General features: G+C 73.3%; 19 protein-coding genes. 12 read left to right on the top strand and 7 right to left on the bottom strand.

Going from position 1 to position 21174, the window contains the following annotated elements; all coding sequences use genetic code 11:
* Nucleotides 1-54: 54 nt before the first annotated feature.
* Nucleotides 55-528 (top strand): carboxymuconolactone decarboxylase family protein, encoded by a 474-nt coding sequence (locus tag ACIHAR_RS04065; RefSeq protein ID WP_388750472.1) that lies wholly within the window; start codon nt 55-57, stop codon nt 526-528.
* 64 nt (nt 529-592) lie between these two features.
* Here ACIHAR_RS04065 and ACIHAR_RS04060 read toward each other — a convergent pair whose 3' ends face one another.
* Nucleotides 593-1276 carry a DUF6215 domain-containing protein gene (locus ACIHAR_RS04060; protein ID WP_365454445.1) on the bottom strand — a complete coding sequence of 228 codons (684 nt, stop codon included), beginning with the start codon at nt 1274-1276 and terminating at the stop codon, nt 593-595.
* 135 nt (nt 1277-1411) lie between these two features.
* A complete protein-coding gene (locus ACIHAR_RS04055) occupies nt 1412-3058 on the bottom strand; it encodes a M4 family metallopeptidase (RefSeq protein ID WP_400016702.1) in 1647 nt (548 codons plus the stop codon).
* Between the two features lie 137 nt (nt 3059-3195).
* Here ACIHAR_RS04055 and ACIHAR_RS04050 point away from each other — a divergent pair, with 137 nt between their 5' ends.
* The 3 genes from ACIHAR_RS04050 (at nt 3196) to ACIHAR_RS04040 (ending at nt 5180) form a co-directional block, all read left to right on the top strand.
* Entirely contained in the window at nt 3196-3699 is a 504-nt protein-coding gene (locus ACIHAR_RS04050) for a gamma-glutamylcyclotransferase family protein (protein WP_365454439.1), read from the top strand.
* Nucleotides 3700-3918: 219 nt separating this feature from the next.
* Entirely contained in the window at nt 3919-4437 is a 519-nt protein-coding gene (locus tag ACIHAR_RS04045) for a hypothetical protein (protein WP_400016701.1), read from the top strand.
* 119 nt (nt 4438-4556) lie between these two features.
* Complete coding sequence (locus tag ACIHAR_RS04040; RefSeq protein WP_365454433.1) at nt 4557-5180, top strand: class F sortase; 624 nt, start codon at nt 4557-4559, stop codon at nt 5178-5180.
* Nucleotides 5181-5214: 34 nt separating this feature from the next.
* Here the strand turns inward: ACIHAR_RS04040 and ACIHAR_RS04035 are convergent, their stop codons facing one another.
* On the bottom strand, nt 5215-5997 hold the full coding sequence (locus ACIHAR_RS04035; protein ID WP_365454430.1) for a TSUP family transporter: 783 nt from the start codon (nt 5995-5997) through the stop codon (nt 5215-5217).
* A gap of 269 nt (nt 5998-6266) precedes the next feature.
* Between ACIHAR_RS04035 and ACIHAR_RS04030 the strand changes: the two genes are divergently transcribed.
* Genes ACIHAR_RS04030 through nirD form a run of 3 tightly spaced genes read left to right on the top strand, consistent with a single transcriptional unit; the run spans nt 6267 to nt 10434 of the window.
* Nucleotides 6267-7481 carry an NAD(P)/FAD-dependent oxidoreductase gene (locus tag ACIHAR_RS04030; protein ID WP_400016698.1) on the top strand — a complete coding sequence of 405 codons (1215 nt, stop codon included), beginning with the start codon at nt 6267-6269 and terminating at the stop codon, nt 7479-7481.
* The gene (gene nirB / locus ACIHAR_RS04025; protein ID WP_400016694.1) at nt 7481-10078 is read left to right on the top strand and encodes a nitrite reductase large subunit NirB; all 2598 of its coding nucleotides are present in this window, start codon (nt 7481-7483) and stop codon (nt 10076-10078) included. Before ACIHAR_RS04030 ends, nirB begins: the two co-directional genes overlap by 1 nt.
* Nucleotides 10075-10434: a nitrite reductase small subunit NirD gene (gene nirD, locus ACIHAR_RS04020; protein ID WP_365454421.1), complete on the top strand. Its 360-nt coding sequence runs from the start codon at nt 10075-10077 to the stop codon at nt 10432-10434. Before nirB ends, nirD begins: the two co-directional genes overlap by 4 nt.
* Before the next feature lie 182 nt (nt 10435-10616).
* Here nirD and ACIHAR_RS04015 read toward each other — a convergent pair whose 3' ends face one another.
* Both ACIHAR_RS04015 and ACIHAR_RS04010 read right to left on the bottom strand, forming a co-directional pair.
* Nucleotides 10617-12101 (bottom strand): ATP-binding protein, encoded by a 1485-nt coding sequence (locus ACIHAR_RS04015; protein ID WP_400016691.1) that lies wholly within the window; start codon nt 12099-12101, stop codon nt 10617-10619.
* Entirely contained in the window at nt 12098-13102 is a 1005-nt protein-coding gene (locus ACIHAR_RS04010) for a response regulator transcription factor (protein ID WP_400016688.1), read from the bottom strand. Before ACIHAR_RS04010 ends, ACIHAR_RS04015 begins: the two co-directional genes overlap by 4 nt.
* 287 nt (nt 13103-13389) lie before the next feature.
* On the opposite strand from ACIHAR_RS04010, the gene ACIHAR_RS04005 reads away from it, so the two are divergent.
* Nucleotides 13390-13995, top strand: a complete 606-nt coding sequence (locus ACIHAR_RS04005; protein WP_365454412.1) for a carbonic anhydrase — start codon at nt 13390-13392, stop codon at nt 13993-13995.
* Nucleotides 13996-14123: 128 nt separating this feature from the next.
* On the top strand, nt 14124-16214 hold the full coding sequence (locus tag ACIHAR_RS04000) for a SulP family inorganic anion transporter (protein ID WP_400016683.1): 2091 nt from the start codon (nt 14124-14126) through the stop codon (nt 16212-16214).
* Nucleotides 16215-16354: 140 nt separating this feature from the next.
* Here the strand turns inward: ACIHAR_RS04000 and ACIHAR_RS03995 are convergent, their stop codons facing one another.
* Nucleotides 16355-17281: an oxidoreductase gene (locus ACIHAR_RS03995; RefSeq protein ID WP_365454406.1), complete on the bottom strand. Its 927-nt coding sequence runs from the start codon at nt 17279-17281 to the stop codon at nt 16355-16357.
* 152 nt (nt 17282-17433) lie between these two features.
* On the opposite strand from ACIHAR_RS03995, the gene ACIHAR_RS03990 reads away from it, so the two are divergent.
* From ACIHAR_RS03990 to ACIHAR_RS03980, 3 genes are all read left to right on the top strand, one after another.
* Nucleotides 17434-18594, top strand: a complete 1161-nt coding sequence (locus ACIHAR_RS03990) for an alkaline phosphatase PhoX (protein ID WP_400016680.1) — start codon at nt 17434-17436, stop codon at nt 18592-18594.
* A gap of 183 nt (nt 18595-18777) precedes the next feature.
* Nucleotides 18778-19716, top strand: coding sequence for a superoxide dismutase (locus ACIHAR_RS03985; protein WP_365454400.1), 939 nt, complete (start codon nt 18778-18780; stop codon nt 19714-19716).
* 115 nt (nt 19717-19831) lie between these two features.
* Nucleotides 19832-20272 (top strand): hypothetical protein, encoded by a 441-nt coding sequence (locus ACIHAR_RS03980; RefSeq protein WP_365454397.1) that lies wholly within the window; start codon nt 19832-19834, stop codon nt 20270-20272.
* A 50-nt stretch (nt 20273-20322) separates the two neighbouring features.
* Here ACIHAR_RS03980 and ACIHAR_RS03975 read toward each other — a convergent pair whose 3' ends face one another.
* Nucleotides 20323-20994, bottom strand: coding sequence for an SGNH/GDSL hydrolase family protein (locus ACIHAR_RS03975; RefSeq protein ID WP_365454394.1), 672 nt, complete (start codon nt 20992-20994; stop codon nt 20323-20325).
* Nucleotides 20995-21174: the final 180 nt, after the last annotated feature.

Raw genomic sequence — 21174 nt, 5'->3', positions numbered from 1 at the left:
CCGGCCCGCTCCGTCAAGAAGGTGTAACCATCCGCCACGGCACTGGAGTTCACCATGGACGCGCGTCTGAACCTCTTCGGCAACCCGGTCGCGGGCACGTTCTTCAAGTACCTCAACTCGGCGGGCAAGGCGGTCTCCGACTCGACGCTGCCGGCCGCGACCCAGGAACTGGTGAAGATCCGCGCCAGCCAGATCAACGGCTGCGGATTCTGCACCGACATGCACACCAAGGACGCCGCGCACGCCGGTGAGACCGCGCAGCGCCTCCACCTGGTCGCCGCCTGGCGGGAGGCCACGGTCTTCACGGACGCCGAGCGCGCCGCCCTGGAGCTGACGGAGCAGGGCACCCGCATCGCCGACGCGGCCGGCGGCGTCACGGACGAGGCCTGGGCGAACGCCGCCAAGCACTACGACGAGGACCAGCTCGCCGCGCTGGTCTCCCTCATCGCCCTCATCAACGCCTACAACCGCGTGAACGTCATCGTCCGGCAGCCCGCCGGGGACTACCAGCCCGGCCAGTTCGGATGACGGGCAGTGGTCCTGCCGGGCGGGCCGGCGGCTCAGCGGCGCCGCCGGGCCCGCCGGCGGCTCCTCAGCCGGCGGTCCAGCCCGGGACGGTCGGCAGCACCTTCTCGGCGACGCGGAGCAGCGCCGCGTCGTCGGGCGGGAGGGTGTCCTGCCGCCAGATCGCGAGCTCGTAGGAGCCGCCGCTGTCCTTCGCGTCCGGGGCGATCAGCAGACTGCGGGCGACGCCGCCGGGGCCGGTCTCGGACTCACCGCCGCCCAGGTTGAAGCGGATGGCGATCGTCTGGCTCGAGTAGAGGACCGCGGGACGGCCCAGGACCGTCCTCTTCTCCGCGCTGTTCAGCAGATTCTCCGTTCCCGCGACCGGGAGGTCGTCGTAGGAGCGGGTGAGCTGCACGGTGTAGGTGCCGAATTTCACGGTCGCCTCGGGGGTGGCCGTCTCGGTGCCGCCCGCCGTCTTGACCGAGCCGTCACTGCCGTAGGCCGTCTGCGCCTGCTCCTTGGGCGTGCCGAGGAGCACCGGCAGGTCCGCGCGGTTCAGGGCCGTGCACAGTTGCGCTCCCGAGATCCGCTGCGAGGGCTCGGCGTCCTCGTCGGCCGAGCAGACCGCCGGCGCGTCCGGGTCCGCTCCCCCGGCGAACCGGTCCTGCACCCACAGCCCGCCCCCGAGAGCCCCGATCAGCGCCAGCGCCGTGACGGCCTGCGCCCACGCGTTCGGGCTCTTCTCCGCTGCGGCGGCTTCCTGTGTCATGTTCCCCATTACCCCCGGTTTCCCCTGGTCACCCTGCTCCCCCGGCGCACGCCGGACGCGCGCGCCGGGGGAGCCTAACGGGTGATCCATTCGCGGGGAAGCGGGTTTACCCGGCCGTGAGCCGCGTAGGGACGGTCAGTTCACGTTCACCGCGCTCCACGCGGCGGCCACCGCGTCGTACTCGGCGCTGCCGGCGCCGTAGAGGTCGCGGGCGGCGTCGAGGGTGGCCGTGCGGGCTCCCGCGTAGTTCGTCGAGGACGTCATGTAGACGGTGAGCGCCCGGTACCAGATCCTGCCGAGCTTGTCCCGGCCGATGCCCGTCACCGTGGAGCCGTCGTGGGTGGGCGAGTCGTAGGTGACGCCGTTGACGGTCTTGGTGCCGCTGCCCTCCGCCAGGAGGTAGGCGAAGTGGTTGGCGACGCCGGAGGAGTAGTGGACGTCGAGGCCGCCGACCGAACTGCTCCAGTAGTCGGCGGAGTTGCCGTCCTTGGAGGGCTTGTCCATGTAGCGCAGGGCGTCCCGGCCGAAGCCGGAGCGGACGATCTTCTCCCCGATCAGGTAGTCGCCGGCGTCGGAGGCGTTGTCCGCGTGGAACTCCACCAGCGTGCCGAAGATGTCCGAGGTCGCCTCGTTGAGGCCGCCGGACTCGCCCGAGTAGGTCAGGTTGGCCGTCTTCGAGGTCACGCCGTGGGTCATCTCGTGGCCGGCCACGTCCAGCGACACCAGCGGGCCGAGCTGGGTGCCGTCACCGTCGCCGTAGGTCATGCAGAAACAACTGTCGTCCCAGAAGGCGTTGTTGTACCGGGTGCCGTAGTGGACGCGGTTGTAGGAGCCCTTGCCGTCGTTCGCGATGCCGTTGCGGCCGTGGACGTTCTTGTAGTAGTCCCAGGTCACGTCCGTGCCGTACTGGGCGTCCACGGCGACCGTCGCGCGGTCGGCGGTCGTGCCGGTGCCCCAGTGGTTGTCGGCGTCCGTGAAGACGGTCGAGGGGGCGCGGCTGACGCAGATGCCGAGGATGCACAGGTCGGTCTTGCCGGCCGCGTCGCCGGTGTAGGTGCCGCCGCGGGTCGGGTCCTTGAGCTGGTACGTGGAGCCGGAGAGCGTCGTCTCCAGCGGGACGGTGCCGCCGTACAGGGACGTGCCGTCGCCGGTGGCCGTCTCCAGGGTGTCCCAGGCGTCGATCTGGGCGCCGGTGCGGGCGTCGGTCAGGACCGCGCGGGCGACCGGGTTGCCGAGGGAGTCCAGGGCCGCCGCGTTCGTCTCCCAGGCCAGCCTGGGGGCGCCGTGGAGGGCGTCGACGACCAGGCGGGGCTTGGCGGTCATCTTCGTCAGGGTCTCGCCGAGGTGCGCGGCGCGCAGGGCGTTCGCGGCGACGTCGGCGGCCTTCGGGGCGGACAGCGCGGGGGTGACCGTGGAGAGGGAGATCTGGCTCCTGGTGGCGCGGTTCGCGCCGCGGTAGGTTCCGTCGGGGGCGAGGTGGACCACGAAGTCGCCGCCCAGGACGGGCAGTCGGCGATAGGTGCGGTCGTAACGGACGTGCTGGGTGCCGTCCTTGTCGACGATGACGTCCCGGACGGAGGTGCTCTGGGCGGAGGTCAGGCCCAGGCTCGCGGCGTGCTCGGCCAGGGCCGAGGCCGCGTTGTCGATCGCGGTGGCCCGGCTCGGCCGGTCCGCCGCGCCGGCGGCGGGGGTGAGTACGGCGGCCAGCAGGGTGGCCGTGGTGGCGGCGATGCCGGCGGTGGCGAGGCGCGAACCTCGGGCGTGCTGCCGTATCCGGCTCATCGGTCTCCTCAGGAAGGCGCCATGGGGCGCGGGGCGGCGCTGACGTGGTCCTGAGATTCAAGAGGGCATGACATGTCATGTCCATAGCCGAACGTGCGGGTGCGGTGCGGGTGCGGTGAGGGGAGAGAATCGTTTCCGTGAGCGCGCCCGAACTCCCCTTCTTCGTCTACGGAACCCTCCGCCCCGGCGAGGTCAACCACGACCTCCTCCTGCGCGGCCGCACCCTCGCCGAGGAGCCCGCCCGGCTGCGGGACGCGGTCCTGTACGACGGCCCCGGCTATCCGTACGCCGTGGAGGAGCCCGGCGGCGTCGTGACCGGGGACCTCGTCACCGCGCTCCCGGAGGACTACGGGCGGCTGCTCACCGAGCTGGACCGGCTGGAGGAGTACCGGCCGGGCGACCCGCGCAACCTGTACGAGCGGGTGGCGCGGGAGGTGGTCCGGGGCGGCGACGGCCGGCCGGTGCGGGCGTGGGTGTACGTCGCCGCGCCGGGCGTCGCGGCGGGGCTGCGGGCGCGGGGGAAGCCGATCGAGGGCGGAGACTGGCGGGACCGCCGCAGTCCCCTCCAGGGCGGGGACCGGCGGGAGGGGGCGGATCCGCGCGGTGAGGGCGGTCACCCGTTCACACCCCCGCGGCCGTAATTCCGCGGGGTGTTCGCCGCGCGGCGATGACCTGCCGAAACGCCCGCACGACCACCCCGGCCGCCGTCCGCCCGACACCCGTTCGCCCCAATCCTGACGCTCTCTCAGGAAGCGCGCTCGCGCCGCTGCCACTTACCTCGGAAGGGCAGGGGCGTGACCGACGCTGCGGCACATGGGGGTGCCGCGGGCCGTGCCCCTCGACGAGCTCGGAGGAGCACGATGCGACGTACCGCCGTCCGACTCCTGACCGGCACCGTGTTCGCCGCCGCCACCGCCGCGGGGGTCGCCGCGCCCGCGTACGGCGCCGGCGGTCTGGAGGTGTCCCCCTCCACCGCGCTGCCGGGCGGCGAGGTGACCGTGGACACGGCGGCCTGTGGGGACGACGGGATAGCGGCGGGTGACGCCGGCGCGGTGGGCGCCGGACGCTTCACGCTGGCTCCCAGCGCGGACGAGGGCAAGGCGATCGGGCACTTCCGGGTGCCGCCGAGCGCGCAGCCGGGGACGTACGAGATCGTCGCGGAGTGCGGCGCGGACGGGCGGAAGCTCACCGGGGACCTGGTGGTGACGCTGAGTGCCGCGCCTCAGCAGGTGTACCCGCGAGGAAGCGTGAAGACGGGGGTCGGTGGCGCACTGGGCCCCGACCCCGTGCAGACCGCGGCCGGTGTGGCGACTCTCGCCGTCGCCGCCGCGGGCGGTACCTGGCTCCTGCATCGCCGGGCGAGAGGCGACGGGTTCTGACGGACACCCTCCGCTGTCCGTCGCCGGTACCGCGTGTCCCCTCCCCCTCCGGGTCCGACGCCCCTCGCGGCCCGGAGGGGGGCACGGGGCTGCTACCGACCGCCGAGAGGGGTTCACTGATGTACAGGGTCGGCAACACCTCCATAGCGGCCGTGACCGTGGCCGCCCTCTTCTCGGGTGCGTGGCTGCTGCACAGCGGCACCGACGGGCACGCCCCGCCGCAGCCGTCCGTCGCCCAGGCGCACCCGCGCCACCCCGACGCGCGCTCCGCGCCCGCCCTGCCGCCCTCCCCGCCCGACCGCATCCGCATCCCGTCGATCGGCGTCGACGCCCCCCTGACGGCTCTGGGACTCACGAAGTCCGGCAACCTCGACGTGCCGCCCCCCGACCGCGAGAACCTCGCCGGCTGGTACGAGGCCGGCACCACCCCCGGTGAGACCGGCACCGCGATCGTCGCCGGCCACGTCGACAACGCCGACGGCCCCGCCGTCTTCTACGACCTGGGCGCGCTGAAGCGGGGCGCCACGATCGAGGTGGCCCGGCGCGACGGCGGTGTCGCGGTGTTCACCGTCGACGCGGTCGAGGTGTACGAGGCCCGCGCCTTCCCCGACAGGAAGGTGTACGGAGCGGCCGGGCGCCCGGAGTTGCGCGTCATCACCTGCGGCGGGGGCTACTCACGGACGACGGGATACAAGGGCAACGTGGTGGTGTTCGCGCATCTCACGGGGGGTCGGGCGGGCTGACCGGCCCGGTGGCCCCCGACGGCCCGGCGAGCCGTCAGGCCAGCCACTGTTCGTACGCCAGGTTCGCCACCAGGGCGAAGACCACCGTCAGCAGCACGATGCGGACGAAACCGCTGCCCTTCTTCAGGGCCGTACGGGCGCCCAGCATGCCGCCCGTGAGGTTGAAGGCGGCCATCACGACCGCCAGTTGCCACAGCACCGCGCCCTGCCAGGCGAACATCGCGAGGGCGCCGGCGTTGGTGCAGCAGTTGACGATCTTGGCGGTGGCGGACGCGGTCACCAGGTCGAGGTGGAGGACGGCGGTCAGGGCGAGGACCAGGAACGTGCCGGTGCCGGGGCCGATGAAACCGTCGTAGAAGCCGATCCCGAGGCCCGCGAGGCCGATCGCGGCGAGGACCCGGCGGGGGCCCACCGGGCCGGTCGCGGGGGCGGTGCCGAAGGCGGGGCGCAGGATGACGAAGGCGGCCACGCCGAGCAGCACCACCATGATCACCGGCTTGAGGACCTCGGTGCTCATCCCGGCGGCGAAGAAGGCCCCCGCCGACGACCCGGCGAGTGCCGCGAGCCCGATCCGGACGGCCACCCCCACGTCGACCGGCGCCTTGCGGGCGTACGTCACGGCCGCCCCGGCCGTGCCGACGATCGCCACCGCCTTGTTGGTGCCGAGCGCGTGCGCGGCCGGGGTGCCGGCCGGCAGTCCCAGCAGCAGCGCCGGGAGCAGCAGGAGCCCGCCACCGCCGACCACGGCGTCGATCCAGCCGGCCGCGAGGGCGGCGAGACAGAGCAGGGCCACCATGGTCAGGGGTATGTCGGGCATGATCGCGACCCTACGGGACCGGATACATGCCCTGTCCATCCACCCGAGCGTCTTCTGAGCTTGCGGCCGGGGTTCCGCCGGGCCGGCCCGGGGCTCGCGCCGGACCCGCGGGCCGGTCGCGGAAAGGCCCCGCGCCCCCGGCTCACCCGCGTCCCCCACCCCCGCCCGAGAACCCTCACAGGTGAGGCCCGCCCCCGCTGAGGGCAGCGTTCCTCGCGGGAAACAACCGTGATGCGACCGGGTAACGTCCGCATCGCACGCTCGACGGCATGACCTCGAATTCGCGTGTGGTGGTGATCGGCGCCGGCCTCGCGGGCGTGCGACTCGCCCGGCGGCTCGGTGAGCTCGGCACGCCCGCGCTGCTGATCGGCGAGGAGGAGCACGTCCCGTACAACCGGGTCCTGCTCGCCGAGGTGCTGGCCGGACGCTACGCCCCCGAGGTGATCGCGCTGCCCGCGCCCGCCGAGCTGGTCCGGGCCCGGGTCACCGGCATCGACCGCGACCGGCGGACCGTGGCCTGCGCGGACGGCTCGGAGATCGCATACGACACGCTGGTGCTGGCCACCGGCTCCAACCCGGTGCTGCCGCCGCTGCGCGGCCTGTTCACGCCGGACCACGTGCTGCCGGAGGGCGTGCACGCGTTCCGCACCATGGACGACTGCCTGGGCCTGTCCAAGGCGGTCCGGCCGGGCGTGCGGGCCGTCGTCATCGGCGGCGGGCTCCTCGGGGTGTCCGCGGCCCGCGCGCTCGCCGTGCGCGGTGCGCAGGTCGTCCTCGCCCAGCAGTCCGAGCGGCTCATGGAGCGCCAGCTCGACCCGGGCGCCTCCGGGCTCGTCCTGCGGCACCTGCGGGACCTCGGCGTCGAGGTGCACACCGAGTGCCGGGTGCGGGACGTGCGCTGCGTCGGCGGCGCGGTCCGCTCGGTGGAGATGGCCGACGGGTACGCCCTCGACGCCGACCTGGTGGTGCTGGCCTGCGGGGTCCACCCGCGCGCCGGTCTCGCCCAGGCCGCGGGGCTCGCCGTCCACAAGGGCGTCCTCGTCGACGACGAACTGCGCACCTCCGACCCGAACGTCCGGGCGATCGGCGACTGCGCCCAGCACGACGGCAACGTCTACGGCCTCGCCGCCCCCGCCCTCGAACAGGCGGACGTGCTGGCCGAGTCGCTCGCCGGGAACGCCGCCGCCCGCTACACCGGCACCCGTTCCCTGACCCGTCTCACGCTCAGCGGACACACCGCCTTCGACCTCGCCTCGTTCGGCGAGACCGAGGCGCGCCCCGGCGACCACGTCGTGCAGCTCGCCGACGCCACCCGCGGCACCTACCGCAAGGTCGTCGTCCGCGACGACCGCCTGGTCGGCGGGGTGCTCGTCGGCGAACTCGGCACCGTCGGCGCGCTCGCGCGCGCCTGGGAGGGAGCAGAGCCGCTCCCGCGCAACGGCGCTCCTCTGCTCCACCTGCTCACCAACGATGGAGGCTCCTGATGTCGGACACCCCCACGATCGTGCTCGTCGGCCATGGCATGGTCGGCCAGCGCTTCCTCGAAGCGCTCGCCGAGCGCGGCCTGACCGCCACGCACCGCGTGGTCGTGCTGTGCGAGGAGCCGCGTCCGGCGTACGACCGCGTGGCGCTCACCTCGTACTTCTCGGGCAGGACGCCCGAGGACCTGTCGATGACCGACATGGGGTTCATCAAGGACCACGGCATCGAGCTGTACGTCGGCGACCCGGCGGAGACCGTCGACCGCGAGGCCCGCAAGGTGACCGCCCGGTCCGGTCTGGTCGTCGACTACGACGTCCTGGTCCTGGCCACCGGCTCGTACCCGTTCGTGCCGCCGGTACCGAACAAGGACGCCGAGGGCTGCTTCGTCTACCGCACCATCGAGGACCTGCTCGCGATCGAGGAGTACGCGAAGACCAGGGCGACGACCGGCGCCGTGGTCGGCGGCGGTCTGCTCGGCCTGGAAGCGGCCGGCGCCCTCAAGGGCCTCGGACTCCAGTCCCACATCGTGGAGTTCGCACCGCGGCTGATGCCCGTGCAGGTCGACGAGGGCGGCGGCGCCGCGCTGCTGCGCACCATCGAGGACATGGGCCTGACCGTCCACACGGGCGTGGGCACGCAGGAGATCGTCACGGACGCCTCGGGCGCCGTGACCGGCATGAAGCTGTCCGACGGCTCCGAACTCGCCACCGACATAGTGGTGTTCTCCGCCGGTGTCCGCCCCCGCGACCAGCTGGCCCGCGACTGCGGTCTGGCGGTCGGCGAGCGCGGCGGCATCACCGTCGACGAGCAGTGCCGCACGGTCACCGACCCGCACGTCTTCGCGATCGGCGAGTGCGCGCTGGCCGCCGACGGCCGGGTGTACGGCCTGGTCGCCCCCGGTTACGAGCAGGCCGAGACGGCCGCCGCGACGATCGCCGCGGACGAGGCCTCCTTCACCGGCGCCGACCTCTCCACCAAGCTGAAGCTGCTCGGCGTGGACGTGGCCTCCTTCGGCGACGCGCACGGCACCACCGAGGACTGCCTCGACGTCGTCTACTCCGACTCCCGCTCCGGGCTGTACAAGAAGCTCGTCATCGGCCGCGACGGCACGCTGCTCGGCGGCATCCTGGTCGGCGACGCCGACGCCTACGGCACGCTGAAGGCCTTCACCGGCTCGGTCCCGCCGGTCTCCCCGGAGGCCCTGGTGCTGCCGGCCGGTGCGGGCGCCCCCGCCCAGCTCGGCCCCTCCGCCCTCCCCGACGAGGCGATCATCTGCTCCTGCCACAACGTCTCCAAGGGCACGATCCGCGGCGCGGTCACCGAGCACCGGTGCACGACCGTGCCCGAGGTCAAGAAGTGCACCAAGGCGGGCACCGGCTGCGGCTCCTGCGTCAAGGTCCTCGGCCAGCTGGTCACCGCCGAGCTGGAGGCCGGCGGCGTCGAGGTCGACAAGGGCCTGTGCGGCTGCTTCGCGCAGACCCGCGAGGAGCTGTACGAGATCGTCCTCGCCCTGCGCATCAACACCTACCAGGAGCTCCTCGACCGCTACGGCCGCGAGGGCGCCCGGGGCGGCGACGGCTGCGAGATCTGCAAGCCGACGGTGGGTTCGATCATCGCCTCCCTGGCGCCCACGATCGGTGCGAGCGGCTACGTCCTGGACGGCGAGCAGGCGGCCCTGCAGGACAGCAACGACCACTTCCTCGCCAACCTCCAGAAGAACGGCTCGTACTCGGTCGTCCCGCGCATCCCCGGCGGCGAGATCACCCCCGAGGGCCTGATCGTGATCGGTGAGATCGCCCGCGACTTCGGCCTCTACACGAAGATCACCGGCGGTCAGCGGATCGACATGTTCGGCGCGCGCGTCGAGCAGCTCCCGCTGATCTGGGCGCGCCTGGTGGACGCGGGCTTCGAGTCCGGCCACGCCTACGGCAAGGCGCTGCGCACCGTGAAGTCCTGCGTCGGTCAGACCTGGTGCCGCTACGGCGTCCAGGACTCCGTCCGCATGGCGATCGACCTGGAGCTGCGCTACCGGGGCCTGCGCTCCCCGCACAAGCTGAAGTCGGCGGTCTCCGGCTGCCAGCGCGAGTGCGCCGAGGCCCAGTCGAAGGACTTCGGCGTGATCGCCACGGCCAACGGCTGGAACCTGTACGTCGGCGGCAACGGCGGCGCCACCCCGCGTCACGCGGACCTGCTCGCCCAGGACCTGTCCGACGCCGAGCTGATCCGGCTGATCGACCGCTTCCTGATGTTCTACATCCGCACCGCCGACCGTCTGGAGCGGACCTCGACCTGGCTGGAGCGGATCCCGGGCGGCCTGGACCACGTGCGGGACGTCGTGGTGGAGGACTCCCTCGGCATCTGCGAGGAGCTGGAGTCCCTGATGGCGGCCCACGTGGCGCACTACGCCGACGAGTGGGCGACGACCATCAACGACCCCGAGAAGCTGGCCCGGTTCGTGTCCTTCGTCAACGCGCCCGACACCCCCGACCCGGTCGTCGGCTTCGTCCCCGAGCGCGACCAGATCAAGCCCGACCTGCCGCTGCTGTCCATCGGCATGCGCCCCACGGAAGACGTCCTGGAAGGAAGCGCCCAGCGATGACCCTGGCACCCGAGACGACCGACCTGAAGGTCCAGCTCAGGCTGGACTCCCCGGCAGACGACTGGTTCACCGTCTGCGACCTGCACCAGCTCGTCCCCGGCCGGGGCGTGGCCGCCCTGCTGCCGGACGGCCGCCAGGTGGCCCTGTTCCGCGACCGCAAGGGCGAGCTGTACGCCATCGACAACCGCGACCCGTTCGGCGGCGCGGCCGTCCTCTCCCGCGGCCTGATCGGCTCCCACCAGGGCCGGCCGTTCGTCGCCTCGCCCCTGCTCAAGCAGCGCTTCGACCTGCGGAGCGGACAGTGCCTGGACGACGAGTCGGTGCGCGTCCCCACGTGGGAGGTACGGACGGCCTGAACGGCCGCACCGAGCCCGTCCGGCGATCGAGGACGAGACCCGTTCAGGGTCGACACGGGGCCGGGGGAGCCCCCGGGCACTGGACAGCGGAGGGGCGGCGGGGGTGAGAGGAAACCCCCGCCGCCCCTCCGCCGCCTCCGCGACGACCACCACCCCGCCTGCCCGCCGACGGCCGTCTCGGCTCAACGCCCGCCCGGGACCGCTCTCTGCAACGGTCTCGACGGCCGCGCCAAGCCTGCGCCCGGGTTCGCGCGGGCTGCCGCCGGAAGGCGGACCACCGCGTCCAGGCCGCCGCGCGGCGCCGGCCGCAGAACCGCCTCGCCGCCGCTCGCGTGGGCGAGGCGCTGCACCAGGGCCAGCCCCAGGCCGGTACCGCCCTTGGGGGCGTCCGGGGCGCGCCAGAAACGGTCGAAGGCGCGGCGGCGCTGCTCCTCGGTCATCCCGGGGCCCTCGTCCACGACGTGCAGCTCCACCCACCCCGCCCCGGTCGGGCGGTGCGGGAAGCGGCGTTCGTGCGGCACGTGACGGCGTGGGTCCAGGGAGACCGTGGACCCCGGGGGCGACACGCGCAGGGCGTTGGAGAGCAGGTTGTCGAGGATCTGCTCGACCGCCCCGGGCACCGCCAGCGCCTCGCCCGCGTGGTCCCCGGCCTGCGCGAGGTGGACGCCGTGCTGTGCGAACAGCGGGCTCCAGGCGCGGTGACGTTCCGCGCACACCCGGTCCAGGTCGACCCGCTCACGTTCGGCGGCGCTCTCGTCGAGCCGGGCCATCGCCAGCAGGCCCTCGACCATCCGGGCCAGCCGGTCCGTCTCGGTCAGCGCGGCGGTGAGGCCGCCCCGGGCGTGCTGGGCGATCTCGTTCTCCAGGTTCTCCAGCCGCAGCCGCAGCGCCGCCAGCGGGGTCTTCAGCTGGTGCGAGGCCTCACCGGCGAAGGCCCGCTGGGAGGCCAGGAGGTGTTCCAGGCGGGCGGCGGTGCGGTTGAAGGTCGCGGCGAGGCTGCGCACCTCCGGCGGCCCCTTGGTGATCGCCACCGGGACGGCGGTGCCGCCCACGGCCAGCGCGTGGGTGGCGCGCTCCAGTTCCCGGATCGGCCGGCCCGTCCAGCGGGCGATGGCGAAGCCCACGGCGACCACCGCGGTGAGCACCCCCAGACCGCCGAGCACCAGCAACAGCCAGACGTGCCGGACCCGTTCGTGCACCGTTCGGGTCGGCACGGTGATGCGGGCGGCCCCCAGCTCCTCGGCGCCGTGCCGCACCGGGGTGGCCACCGCCAGGTACTCCACACCGCCGATGGTGGAGGTGCGCACGTCCGCGGTGGCGGTCCCCTCCAGCGCGGCCGCGATGCCCGGCCAGGTCGCCAGTGTGCGTTCCTCCCGCTCGGACAGCGGGTGGGAACTCGCCAGCAGCGCACCCGACCTGTCCACGATCAGCACCTTGCCGCCGATGCGCTCGGCGCAGTGCGCGGCCCGCTCGGGCAGGTCCTGCGCGGCCCGGCCCGCCGAGATGGACAGCGCGGCGAACGCCGACACCGACTCCGCCTCCTCCTTCGCCGCGTTGGTCACCCGTTCCCGCTCGCCCCGCGAGTAGACGAAGCCCAGCGGGATCTCCAGGCAGACCAGCACCAAGGCGGCGAGGGTGAGGTAACTGAGCAGCAGCCGACGGGTCATCGACAGGCCGCCGGGTGGGTGTCCGTGGCGTCGTACGGCGGCGGCGGCCGGTACGCCGACGACGTGCGGGACGGCTCGTCCGTCGACGGGGGGCCCGGCGGGCCGGTGTGCACCGCCAGCCGGAAGCCCACCCCGCGCAGGGTCTGGATCCACGCCGGGTCGCCCAGCTTCCGCCGCAGCGTGGCGACATGCACGTCCAGCGTCTTGGTCGGCCCTTCGTAGTGCGGGTCCCACACCCGGTCCAGGATCTGCTGCCGCGAGTACACGGCCCCCGGGTCCTCGGTGAGCAGCGCGAGCAGCTCGAACTCCTTGGGCGTCAGCACCACCGCCTCCTCCCCCACCCAGACCTGCCGGGTCCGCCGGTCGACGACCAGGGGGCCCACGGCGCCCTCAGCGGCCCCGGGGGGCGGGGGTACGGGGTCGTGGGGAGCGGTGGAGGGAGTGAAGGTGGTGGTGGGGGCGTCGGCGGTGACGGGAGCGGGAGCGGCGGGGGCGGGCTCCCGGGTGGTGGTGACGGTCGGGTCGGCGCCCGGGACCTCGGGGACGGACGGGGCCGTGAACGCGACCGCCGCGGCACCGCCCGCCGTAAACGGCTCGCCCCCGAACGGCTGCTGGGCGCCCGCGAGCTCCTCGCCCCGCGCCCCGTGCCGGCTCCGCCGCGTCACCGCCCGCACCCGCGCCACCAGCTCCCGCATGCTGAACGGTTTCGCCAGGTAGTCGTCGGCGCCCAGCTCCAGACCCAGCACCCGGTCGGCCTCCTCGCCCCGCGCGCTCAGGATGATGATGGGGACGTCGGACGTCTGCCGGATCCCCCGGCAGACGTCGATGCCGTCCATGTCCGGCAACCCCAGGTCGAGCAGGACGACATCGCCGTACGGCCCCCTCAACCCCTCGCCTCCGGTGCGGACGTGATGCACCGCCAGCCCGAAGTGCCCGAGACCCTCGACGAGCGGCTCGGCGATCGTCTGGTCGTCCTCGATGAGCAGGACTCGTGCGCCCATGCGTTCCCGTCTCTCCCGTGAACAGAATTCGCGTGTTCCGTGTTCCGTGTTCCGTGGAATCGACACGCTACAAGAACGGTCGAAAAACGTCCCGCGCATGTCGGTCGATGTGATCAGCGGCTCAGCACCGAACGAAAACTGTCCGCATTCTGTCGGCGATTTAGTGTGCTCCTAACCTTCGCCTGGCAGAGCCTCCTCTACGGTGGTGCAGGCCTGGCCGGAACTCCCCTCCGGTCAAGCCGTGACCTGCACTGATCCAGGTCCGGAAAACATCACCGGGAGGAACCGTGAAGGCATTGCTGGACCGCGCCCGTTCGTTCAGGCGACGGGTCGACTTCGAAAGCGGCGAATACCGGAGGCTGGCCGACGGCCAATATCCCGAGGCGCTGTTCATCACCTGTTCGGACTCCCGGGTGATACCCGCCCTCATCACGGGCGCACGGCCCGGCGAGATATTCGAGCTGCGCAATGCGGGCAATATCGTTCCGCCGCACGGCCGAGCGGGCGCCTCGGGCGAGGCCGCCACCATCGAGTACGCGTTGGAGGTGCTCGGCGTTCAGGACGTCGTGGTGTGTGGTCATTCCCACTGCGGCGCGATGGGCGCCCTGAAGTCCGGCGACGACCTGTCCGCCCTGCCCGGGGTGGACGCCTGGCTGCAACTGGCCCGGCCGAGGCTGGCTCCCGTCCTGGACGGCGTCATCGAGGATCCGCGCCTGCCGGAGATCGCCCAGCTGAACGTCGTCAACCAGCTCGCGGCGCTGCGGAGTTACCCGTCGGCACGGCGCCGCCTCGACGAGGGACGGCTGCGGCTGCACGGCTGGTACTACGAGGTGGACACCGGCCAGGTGCACGAACTGGACGAGGACGGCCTGTTCCGGGTGCACGCGGCATGAGCGGCGCACACGCCCGGCACGCCCGGGGCCGGGGCACGGGGCCGGAGGCCACGGGACGCACCTTCCGGGAGGCCGGCGGGACACCGTTCTCGCGCCCGCGGTCCAGGACCGTCCCGCAGGACGTCCCGATGCCTGAACCCCCCACGCGGGGCCCCGACCTCACGGAGCCGGGCTTCACGGAGCCGGGCTCAACGAACCCGAGCTTCACGGCTCCGGGTTTCTCCGCCCCCGACTTCGCGGGTCCCGACCTCACGAGGCTGGACTTCGCGGGCCCCGACGTCACGGCCCCCGAGGCCGACCCGTCGGAGGCCGGAAGGCCGACGGGCAGGAGGTCCGCGAAGCCGAGGGCCTGGAAGGGCTCGGGCGGAAAGGGCTCGGACGGCGAGGAGTCCGCCGGGAAGGGATCCGCCGCCAGGGGCGCCGCCGGGAAGGCGCCGAAGGGCGACCTGGCCACCGAGATCACCGCCTCCCTCGTCGTCTTCCTGGTCGCGCTCCCCCTGTGCATCGGCGTGGCCGTCGCCTCCGGGGTCCCCGCCGAGCTGGGCATCATCTCGGGTGTCGTCGGCGGTCTGGTGGTGGGCGCGGCCCGCGGCAGCACGCTCCAGGTCAGCGGCCCCGCCGCCGGTCTCGCCGCGCTGGTCGCCGAGACGGTCCTGGAGCACGGCGTGGCCATGCTCGGCGTGATCGTGCTGTTCTCCGGCCTCCTGCAGATCGTCCTCGGACTGGTGCGGCTCGGCCGGTTCTTCCAGGCGATCTCCCTGGCCGTCGTCCAGGGCATGCTCGCGGGCATCGGCCTGCCGCTGATGTTCAGCCAGGCGTACCCGGCCGCCGACGCGAAGGCGCCCGGCACCCCGATCGAGAACATGGCCGGCGTCCCCGGCCTGTTCGCAGACACGGTCAGCGACCCGCAGTCGATGATCGCGGCAGGCCTGGGCATCGTCACGGTCGTGCTGAGCTTCCTGTGGAAGAAGGTGCCTGGCCCGGTCCAGAAGGTCCCGGCGGCCCTGGTGGCGGTGGGCATCGGCATCGCGGTCGCCGCGCTGCCCGGCGTGGAGGTGAACACCCTCCAGGTCGGCAACCTGCTCGCCTCCGTCGACGTACCCGGCGCGGAGCAGTTCGCGGGCCTAGCGGACGCCGGGATCATCACCGCGATCCTGACCTTCACCGTGATCGCCTCCGCCGAGTCCCTGTTCACCGCGGCCGCCGTGGACCGTATGCACGACGGACCGCGCACCCGCTACAACCCCGAGCTGATCGCCCAGGGCGCCGGCAACACCGTCGCCGGGCTCCTCGGCGCGCTGCCCGTCACGGCGGTCGTGGCCCGCAGTTCGGCCAACGTGCAGGCCGGCGCCACGACCCGCCTCTCCCGCACCTTCCACGGCCTGTGGCTGCTCGCCTTCGCGCTGCTGCTTCCCCAGGTGCTGGCCCTGATCCCGATCTCGGTCCTCGCGGGCGTGCTGATCCACAGCGGCTGGAAGCTCTTCGCACCCGCGGAGTTCCCGAAGATGTGGCGGCAGGACCGGGGCGAGTTCGCGGTCATGACGCTCACCACGCTGGTCATCGTCGCGACGGCCCTCCTGGAGGGCGTCCTGATCGGCCTCGCGGCCGGCATCGTGCTCGCCGCCGTGCGGATGTCCCGGACCGTCATCCGCCAGCACCTCGAGGACGACACCGCGAAGGTGGTCATGGCCGGGAACGCGACCTTCCTGCGGCTGCCCCAGGTCATCGAGGCCCTGGAGGCCGCCGCCGAGGCGCGGAAGCCTCGCATCCGCCTGGACCTCACCGGCGTCGCCCACCTCGACCACGCCTGCCGCAGCCAGGTGGAGGAGTTCGTGGCCCAGCAGCGCGGCAAGGGCCTGCGGGTGGAACTCCTGATGCCGGGGCCGGCGGAACGACCGGGGCGGGAGCCGGGCGCGGACCGGGCCGGGGACGCGGAGCCGCCGACCGGTCGCCCCCGCCCGCCGACCGCCCCGCTGCCCCGACGCCCGACCACCGCCCCGGCGGCCGCCTCCGCCGCCCCCGGCCCGACCGCCGAGTGGTTCTACCTGGACACCAGGCCGATGCCGGAGGACTTCGCGGAGCGGTACGCGCAGGAGTACGCGCCGCGTTCCACGTCCGCGGACCGGCCGGAGCACGCACAGGGGCATCCCCAGGAGTACGCACAGGGTCATGCGCCGGAGTCCTCGTCGGGGTACTCCCCGGGGTACGCCTCCCGCTGACGGCCCACCCGTACGCCACCCTGCGCTCACCCCGGGCCGGGTCCGACCGCGCCCGGGGCCGGGTCGGACCCGCAGTCACGGGAGGAGAGCGGCGTCACCCGGGGCCGAGGGCTCCCGCCGCCTGTGCCTGAGGGCGGCCGTCAGCCGCCCTTCATCCGGTAGGTCACCCCGGTCAGCCGTTCCGACTCCGCCCACAGCAGTTCCCCCGCCCGGTCGTCGAGTGTCCAGGGCGCCCGCCACGAGGGGGCGGGCGCCCCGCGCCACATCGCCAGGGACGGGCCGGTGAAGGAGTCGGGCGTCACGTCCGGCGCGGTGGCGGCGTACAGGGCGGGCAGCGCGCCCGCCTCGGCGGGCTGGGCGAAGAAGCGGTTGCCGATCTCCACGAGCCGCTCGGCGGCCCGGCGCCCCTCCGCCCGGGGCCCTGCGGTCTGCAGGTTGGTCGCGGCGTACCCGGGGTGCGCGGCGACCGCGGTGACGTCGCTCCCGGCCGCCGCCAGCCGGCGTGCGAGCTCGTGCGTGAAGAGCAGGTTGGCGGTCTTGGAGCGGCCGTAGGCGACCCAACGCCGATAGCTCCGCTCGGAGTTGAGGTCCCGGAGGTCGATGTTCCCGAGCAGGTGGGCCATGCTGGAGACGGTCACCACGCGCGCGCCGGGCGTGGTGAGCAGCGCGGGCAACAGCAGTCCGGTGAGGGCGAAGTGGCCGAGATGGTTCACCCCGAACTGCGTCTCGAACCCGTCGGCGGTCGTGCCGTACGGCAACGCCATCACGCCCGCGTTGTTGACGAGCAGGTCGAGCCGTTCGCAGGGAAGGCCGGCCGCGAACGCCCTCACGGAGGCCAGATCCCCGAGGTCCAGGAGCCGCAACGCGACGTCTCCGTCGGGCACTTCGCGGGCCAGCCGCTCGAGGGCCTCCTGCCCCCGCGCCTCGCTGCGGCAGGCGAGGACGACCCGGGCCCCCTTGCGGGCCAGCTCCCGCGCGGTGACGTAGCCCAGACCGCTGTTGGCGCCGGTGACGACGGCGGTGCGACCGTCCTGGCCGGGGATGTCTCGCGTGCTCCAGTGGGACATGGCCGTCCTCCCTCCACTGCTGTCCCCAGCCTAGGCACTCCGCCGTCACGGCGTGTCCACGACACGGCCACCCGGCGCTTCTAGCCTCCCTGAGCGCACGACCCCGCTGCCGACCGGCGGCGGGGCGGTCACGACACCCTCTGGGAGTGAGCGTGGAACGTCGTACCCTCCTGCGTGCGGCCGTGCTGGGCGGATCCTCCGCGGCGCTCGGCGGAACCCTGTGGCGCGGCGCCGCGTACGCGGCGCCGGCGCAGCCCGGCGCCGGCCCGTACGGGACGCTCGGCGCACCGGACGCCAACGGCATCCGCCTTCCGAGCGGCTTCACCAGCCGGGTCATCGCCCGCTCCGGGCAGACGGTGCCCGGCACCTCGTACACCTGGCACAACGCCCCGGACGGAGGAGCCTGTTACGCGGACGGCAGCGGCTGGATCTACGTCTCCAACTCGGAGATCAGCCCGAACGGCGGCGCGAGCGCGGTGAAGTTCTCCTCGACGGGGACGATCACCTCGGCGTACCGCATCCTCTCCGGCACCCGGACCAACTGCGCGGGCGGCAAGACGCCGTGGAACACCTGGCTGTCCTGCGAGGAGGTGTCGCTGGGCTACGTCTACGAGACGGACCCCTGGGGGGTGAAGGCGGCGGTGCAGCGGCCCGCGATGGGCCGCTTCAAACACGAGGCGGCCGCCGCCGACCCGGTGCGCAAGGTGGTCTACCTGACCGAGGACGAGACGAACGGCCGCTTCTACCGCTTCGTACCGACGACCTGGGGCGACCTGTCCTCCGGCACCCTCCAGGTCATGGTCGCCGGCACCGCCACGTCCGGCTCCTTCACCTGGGTGAACGTCCCCGACCCGGACGGCTCCCCCACGACCACCCGCACCCAGGTGTCGGGCTCCAAGTCCTTCAACGGCGGCGAGGGCTGCCACTACGCCGACGACACGGTCTGGTTCACGACGAAGGGCGACAACCGCGTCTGGCAGCTCGACCTCACCACCCACACCTACCAACTGGCGTACGACGACTCCCTGGTCACGTCCGGCACGGCCCCCCTCACCGGGGTCGACAACATCACCGGCTCCGCCTCCGGCGACCTGTTCGTGGCGGAGGACGGCGGGAACATGGAGATCTGCGTGATCACGCCGGACGACGTCGTCGCGCCGTTCCTCCGCATCGACGGCCAGTCGGCCTCGGAGATCACGGGCCCGGCCTTCTCCCCCGACGGCACGCGCCTGTACTTCTCGAGCCAGCGGGGCACGTCGGGCAGCTCGTCGGGCGGGATCACCTACGAGGTGCGGGGCCCGTTCCGCGTGTAGGACCGGCTCGGGCGGCTGACAGGAATCCGACGGCTCGATTGAAAGGAACCTGACAGCCGCAGAGAGGAACACGGTCGGACGGCGGCTCGTTACTCGCCAACGAAGTTCAAACTGGAAGCAAAGCCGGAAGCACAGCAGTCCATGGCGAGCCCGCCGCCCGACCCCACCCCCGGAGGCACCGACATGACCGCCAACCCCTCCCGCCGCACCGTCCTCGGCGGCACCCTGGCCGCCCTCACCCTGGCCGCCACGGCAGCGCCCGCCGAGGCCGAGTCCGGCGCCGGCCGGGCGACTTGGCCCACGGTCTTCCCCCTCCCCGACGGCTGGCTCCCGGAGGGCATCACCATCGGCAGCAGGCCGTTCGCCTACATGGGCTCCCGCGCCGACGGCGGCATCTACCGCACCGACCTGCGCACCGGCGAGGGCACGGTGCTCCACGAGGGCGGCGCCGGGCTCGCGTCCATCGGCCTGAAGCTGGACGACGACGGCCTGCTGTACGTCTGCGGCGGCGCCGGCGGAACCGCGAAGATCATCGACTCCCGCTCGGGCAAGCTGCTCACCACCCACCAGCTCACCCGGAACACCGCGCCGTTCATCAACGACGTGGTCCTGCACAAGGACCGGGCCTGGTTCACCGACTCCCGCGACGACGTCCTCTACGGCGTCCCGCGCGGCCGCACCGGCGAGATCCGCGCCCTCCCCCTCACCGGCGAATGGGTGCAGGCGCCCGCCGGAACCAACAGCGCCAACGGCCTCGTCGCGACACCCGACGGCCGCGGCCTGATCGTCGTCAACGCGGGACAGCTGTACAACGTGAGCCTCAGGACCGGCCACGCCACCAGGATCACGCTGACCGGCGCCGCCGACGTGACCAACGGCGACGGCCTGGTCCGCATCGGACGCACCCTGTACGTCGTACAGAACCGCCTGAACAAGATCACCGTCTGGGGCCTCGACAGGACGGCGACCACCGCCACCCTGACCCGCACGATCACCTCCCCCCACTTCGACGTCCCCACCACGGCGGCCCGCTACGGCAACCGCCTCTACCTGGTCAACGCCCGCTTCACGAGCCCGCAGACCCCGGAGACGACGTTCACGGGCGTGGCCGTACCCCTCTGACCCGCCCGCCGGCCGCACAGGGGCGGCCCCCGCATTCCCGGGGAGGGGCCGACGCCCGGCGGCGTGATGTCCGGCATGATGAGCGGCATGCAGACGACCATCCGCCGAAAGGCACATGCCGCGTAACCGCCCGGGCGCCCTGCGCGCCGCCGCCACCCCCGGCCCCCGTACCCGCCCCGTCCCCCCACCGAGCCGCATACCCGGCCTCTCCGCGCGCACCAGCCTGGCCGTCCACCGGGCCGACCCCTCCGGCACCACGGTGAGCGCCCTGCGCGCCTACCGCGCCTTCCTCGCCCAGCCCGGCCGGCGCCCCCTCCACCCACGCGCATCGGCATGCCCCGCCTGCCCCGGTTGCGCCCTGGACGACGTCCGCGAGGCGCGCGACGTCCTGGCCGGGACGGTCCCGCTCCTCCCCCCACGCCCCCGCGCCGAACTGTCCCGCACCCTGGCCGCACTCGACCGCCGCTACCGCCTGCGCACCCTGCCCGACCCGAGGGTGGACGGCACGGAGCCGTGGTGGCGCCGGCGGCTGGCGGAGGGGGCGGAGGGATGGTGACGCCGACCCGCGGGGACCGAGGCGCGGGACTCCGCCGGCGCCGTCCCCTCTCACGCGGGCAGCAGCCGCGACAGTTCGGGGCGGATCCGCTGGGCGAGGTAGGCGTGTCCGGCGTTCGTGGGGTGCACGCCGTCGCTTCCGATGAACCGGTGAGCGGATCCGGTGAACCACCCGCGGCGCACCGCGGACACGTAGCGGATGCCGAGTTGCGCCGCCGCGGCCGAGACCGCCTCGTCGATCGGGTGCGAGCCGATCGGCTTCGGATACGAGTAGATCGGCCCGACGACCAGGATGCGCGCACGGGGCAGCCCCGCACGGAGACGACGCAGGGTGTCCGCCGCGGCGGCTCGGGTCTTCGTCGGCCCGCCGTCGTTGCGGGAGCCCTCGACGATCACCACGTCCGGCTTCGCGGCCACGGCGTCCTTGACCCGCTGCGGGTACGGCCGTCCGCCCTTCTGCCGACCACCGGTGGTGTAACCGGTGCCCCCCTTGCCGTCGAGACGCAGCGTCAGTCCGAGCTGCTTGGCGACCAGCGAGGGCCAGCCGTGCGGCCCCTTGCCGCCCTGGGCGCTGCCGCCGGCGATGCTGTCCCCCAGGACGAACAACTTCAGCCGCGGGGCGGCAGCGTCGGCCCGGACGTCGGCGCCCGTGGCCACGAGGGCGCAGAACAGGGTCACCAGCACCGTTGCGCGGCATGTCAGCCGTGTCGCACATATGCCCATGCTTCAGAAGCTAAGGCGCGTGACCGGGCGCTTCACCGATGGACTACTCCGAACGGGTCACCGTGGGAACGCCCACCACGCAGAGGAGAGGGCGGCACCCCCGCACGGGTTGCCGCCCTCTCTTGGTGCACCGGAGCCGCCGCGATCGGTACTGAGGGTCGGGGACCGCAGCGGCTCCGG

Origin of the sequence: Streptomyces sp. NPDC052016 (assembly GCF_044548445.1) — a bacterium.
Classification (GTDB): domain Bacteria; phylum Actinomycetota; class Actinomycetes; order Streptomycetales; family Streptomycetaceae; genus Streptomyces.
The sequence above is the reverse complement of the archived record's forward strand: the minus strand, read 5'-3'. Positions and strand labels throughout refer to the sequence as shown.

Bases quoted from the DNA above. Each gene is read 5' to 3' on its own strand.
- ACIHAR_RS04065 (WP_388750472.1), top strand. From the start codon at position 55: ATGGACGCGCGTCTGAACCTCTTCGGCAACCCGGTCGCGGGCACGTTC.
- ACIHAR_RS04060 (WP_365454445.1), bottom strand. From the start codon at position 1,276: ATGACACAGGAAGCCGCCGCAGCGGAGAAGAGCCCGAACGCGTGGGCG.
- ACIHAR_RS04055 (WP_400016702.1), bottom strand. From the start codon at position 3,058: ATGAGCCGGATACGGCAGCACGCCCGAGGTTCGCGCCTCGCCACCGCC.
- ACIHAR_RS04045 (WP_400016701.1), top strand. From the start codon at position 3,919: ATGCGACGTACCGCCGTCCGACTCCTGACCGGCACCGTGTTCGCCGCC.
- ACIHAR_RS04040 (WP_365454433.1), top strand. From the start codon at position 4,557: ATGTACAGGGTCGGCAACACCTCCATAGCGGCCGTGACCGTGGCCGCC.
- ACIHAR_RS04035 (WP_365454430.1), bottom strand. From the start codon at position 5,997: ATGCCCGACATACCCCTGACCATGGTGGCCCTGCTCTGTCTCGCCGCC.
- ACIHAR_RS04030 (WP_400016698.1), top strand. From the start codon at position 6,267: ATGACCTCGAATTCGCGTGTGGTGGTGATCGGCGCCGGCCTCGCGGGC.
- nirB (WP_400016694.1), top strand. From the start codon at position 7,481: ATGTCGGACACCCCCACGATCGTGCTCGTCGGCCATGGCATGGTCGGC.
- nirD (WP_365454421.1), top strand. From the start codon at position 10,075: ATGACCCTGGCACCCGAGACGACCGACCTGAAGGTCCAGCTCAGGCTG.
- ACIHAR_RS04015 (WP_400016691.1), bottom strand. From the start codon at position 12,101: ATGACCCGTCGGCTGCTGCTCAGTTACCTCACCCTCGCCGCCTTGGTG.
- ACIHAR_RS04010 (WP_400016688.1), bottom strand. From the start codon at position 13,102: ATGGGCGCACGAGTCCTGCTCATCGAGGACGACCAGACGATCGCCGAG.
- ACIHAR_RS04000 (WP_400016683.1), top strand. From the start codon at position 14,124: ATGCCTGAACCCCCCACGCGGGGCCCCGACCTCACGGAGCCGGGCTTC.
- ACIHAR_RS03995 (WP_365454406.1), bottom strand. From the start codon at position 17,281: ATGTCCCACTGGAGCACGCGAGACATCCCCGGCCAGGACGGTCGCACC.
- ACIHAR_RS03985 (WP_365454400.1), top strand. From the start codon at position 18,778: ATGACCGCCAACCCCTCCCGCCGCACCGTCCTCGGCGGCACCCTGGCC.
- ACIHAR_RS03980 (WP_365454397.1), top strand. From the start codon at position 19,832: ATGCCGCGTAACCGCCCGGGCGCCCTGCGCGCCGCCGCCACCCCCGGC.
- ACIHAR_RS03975 (WP_365454394.1), bottom strand. From the start codon at position 20,994: ATGGGCATATGTGCGACACGGCTGACATGCCGCGCAACGGTGCTGGTG.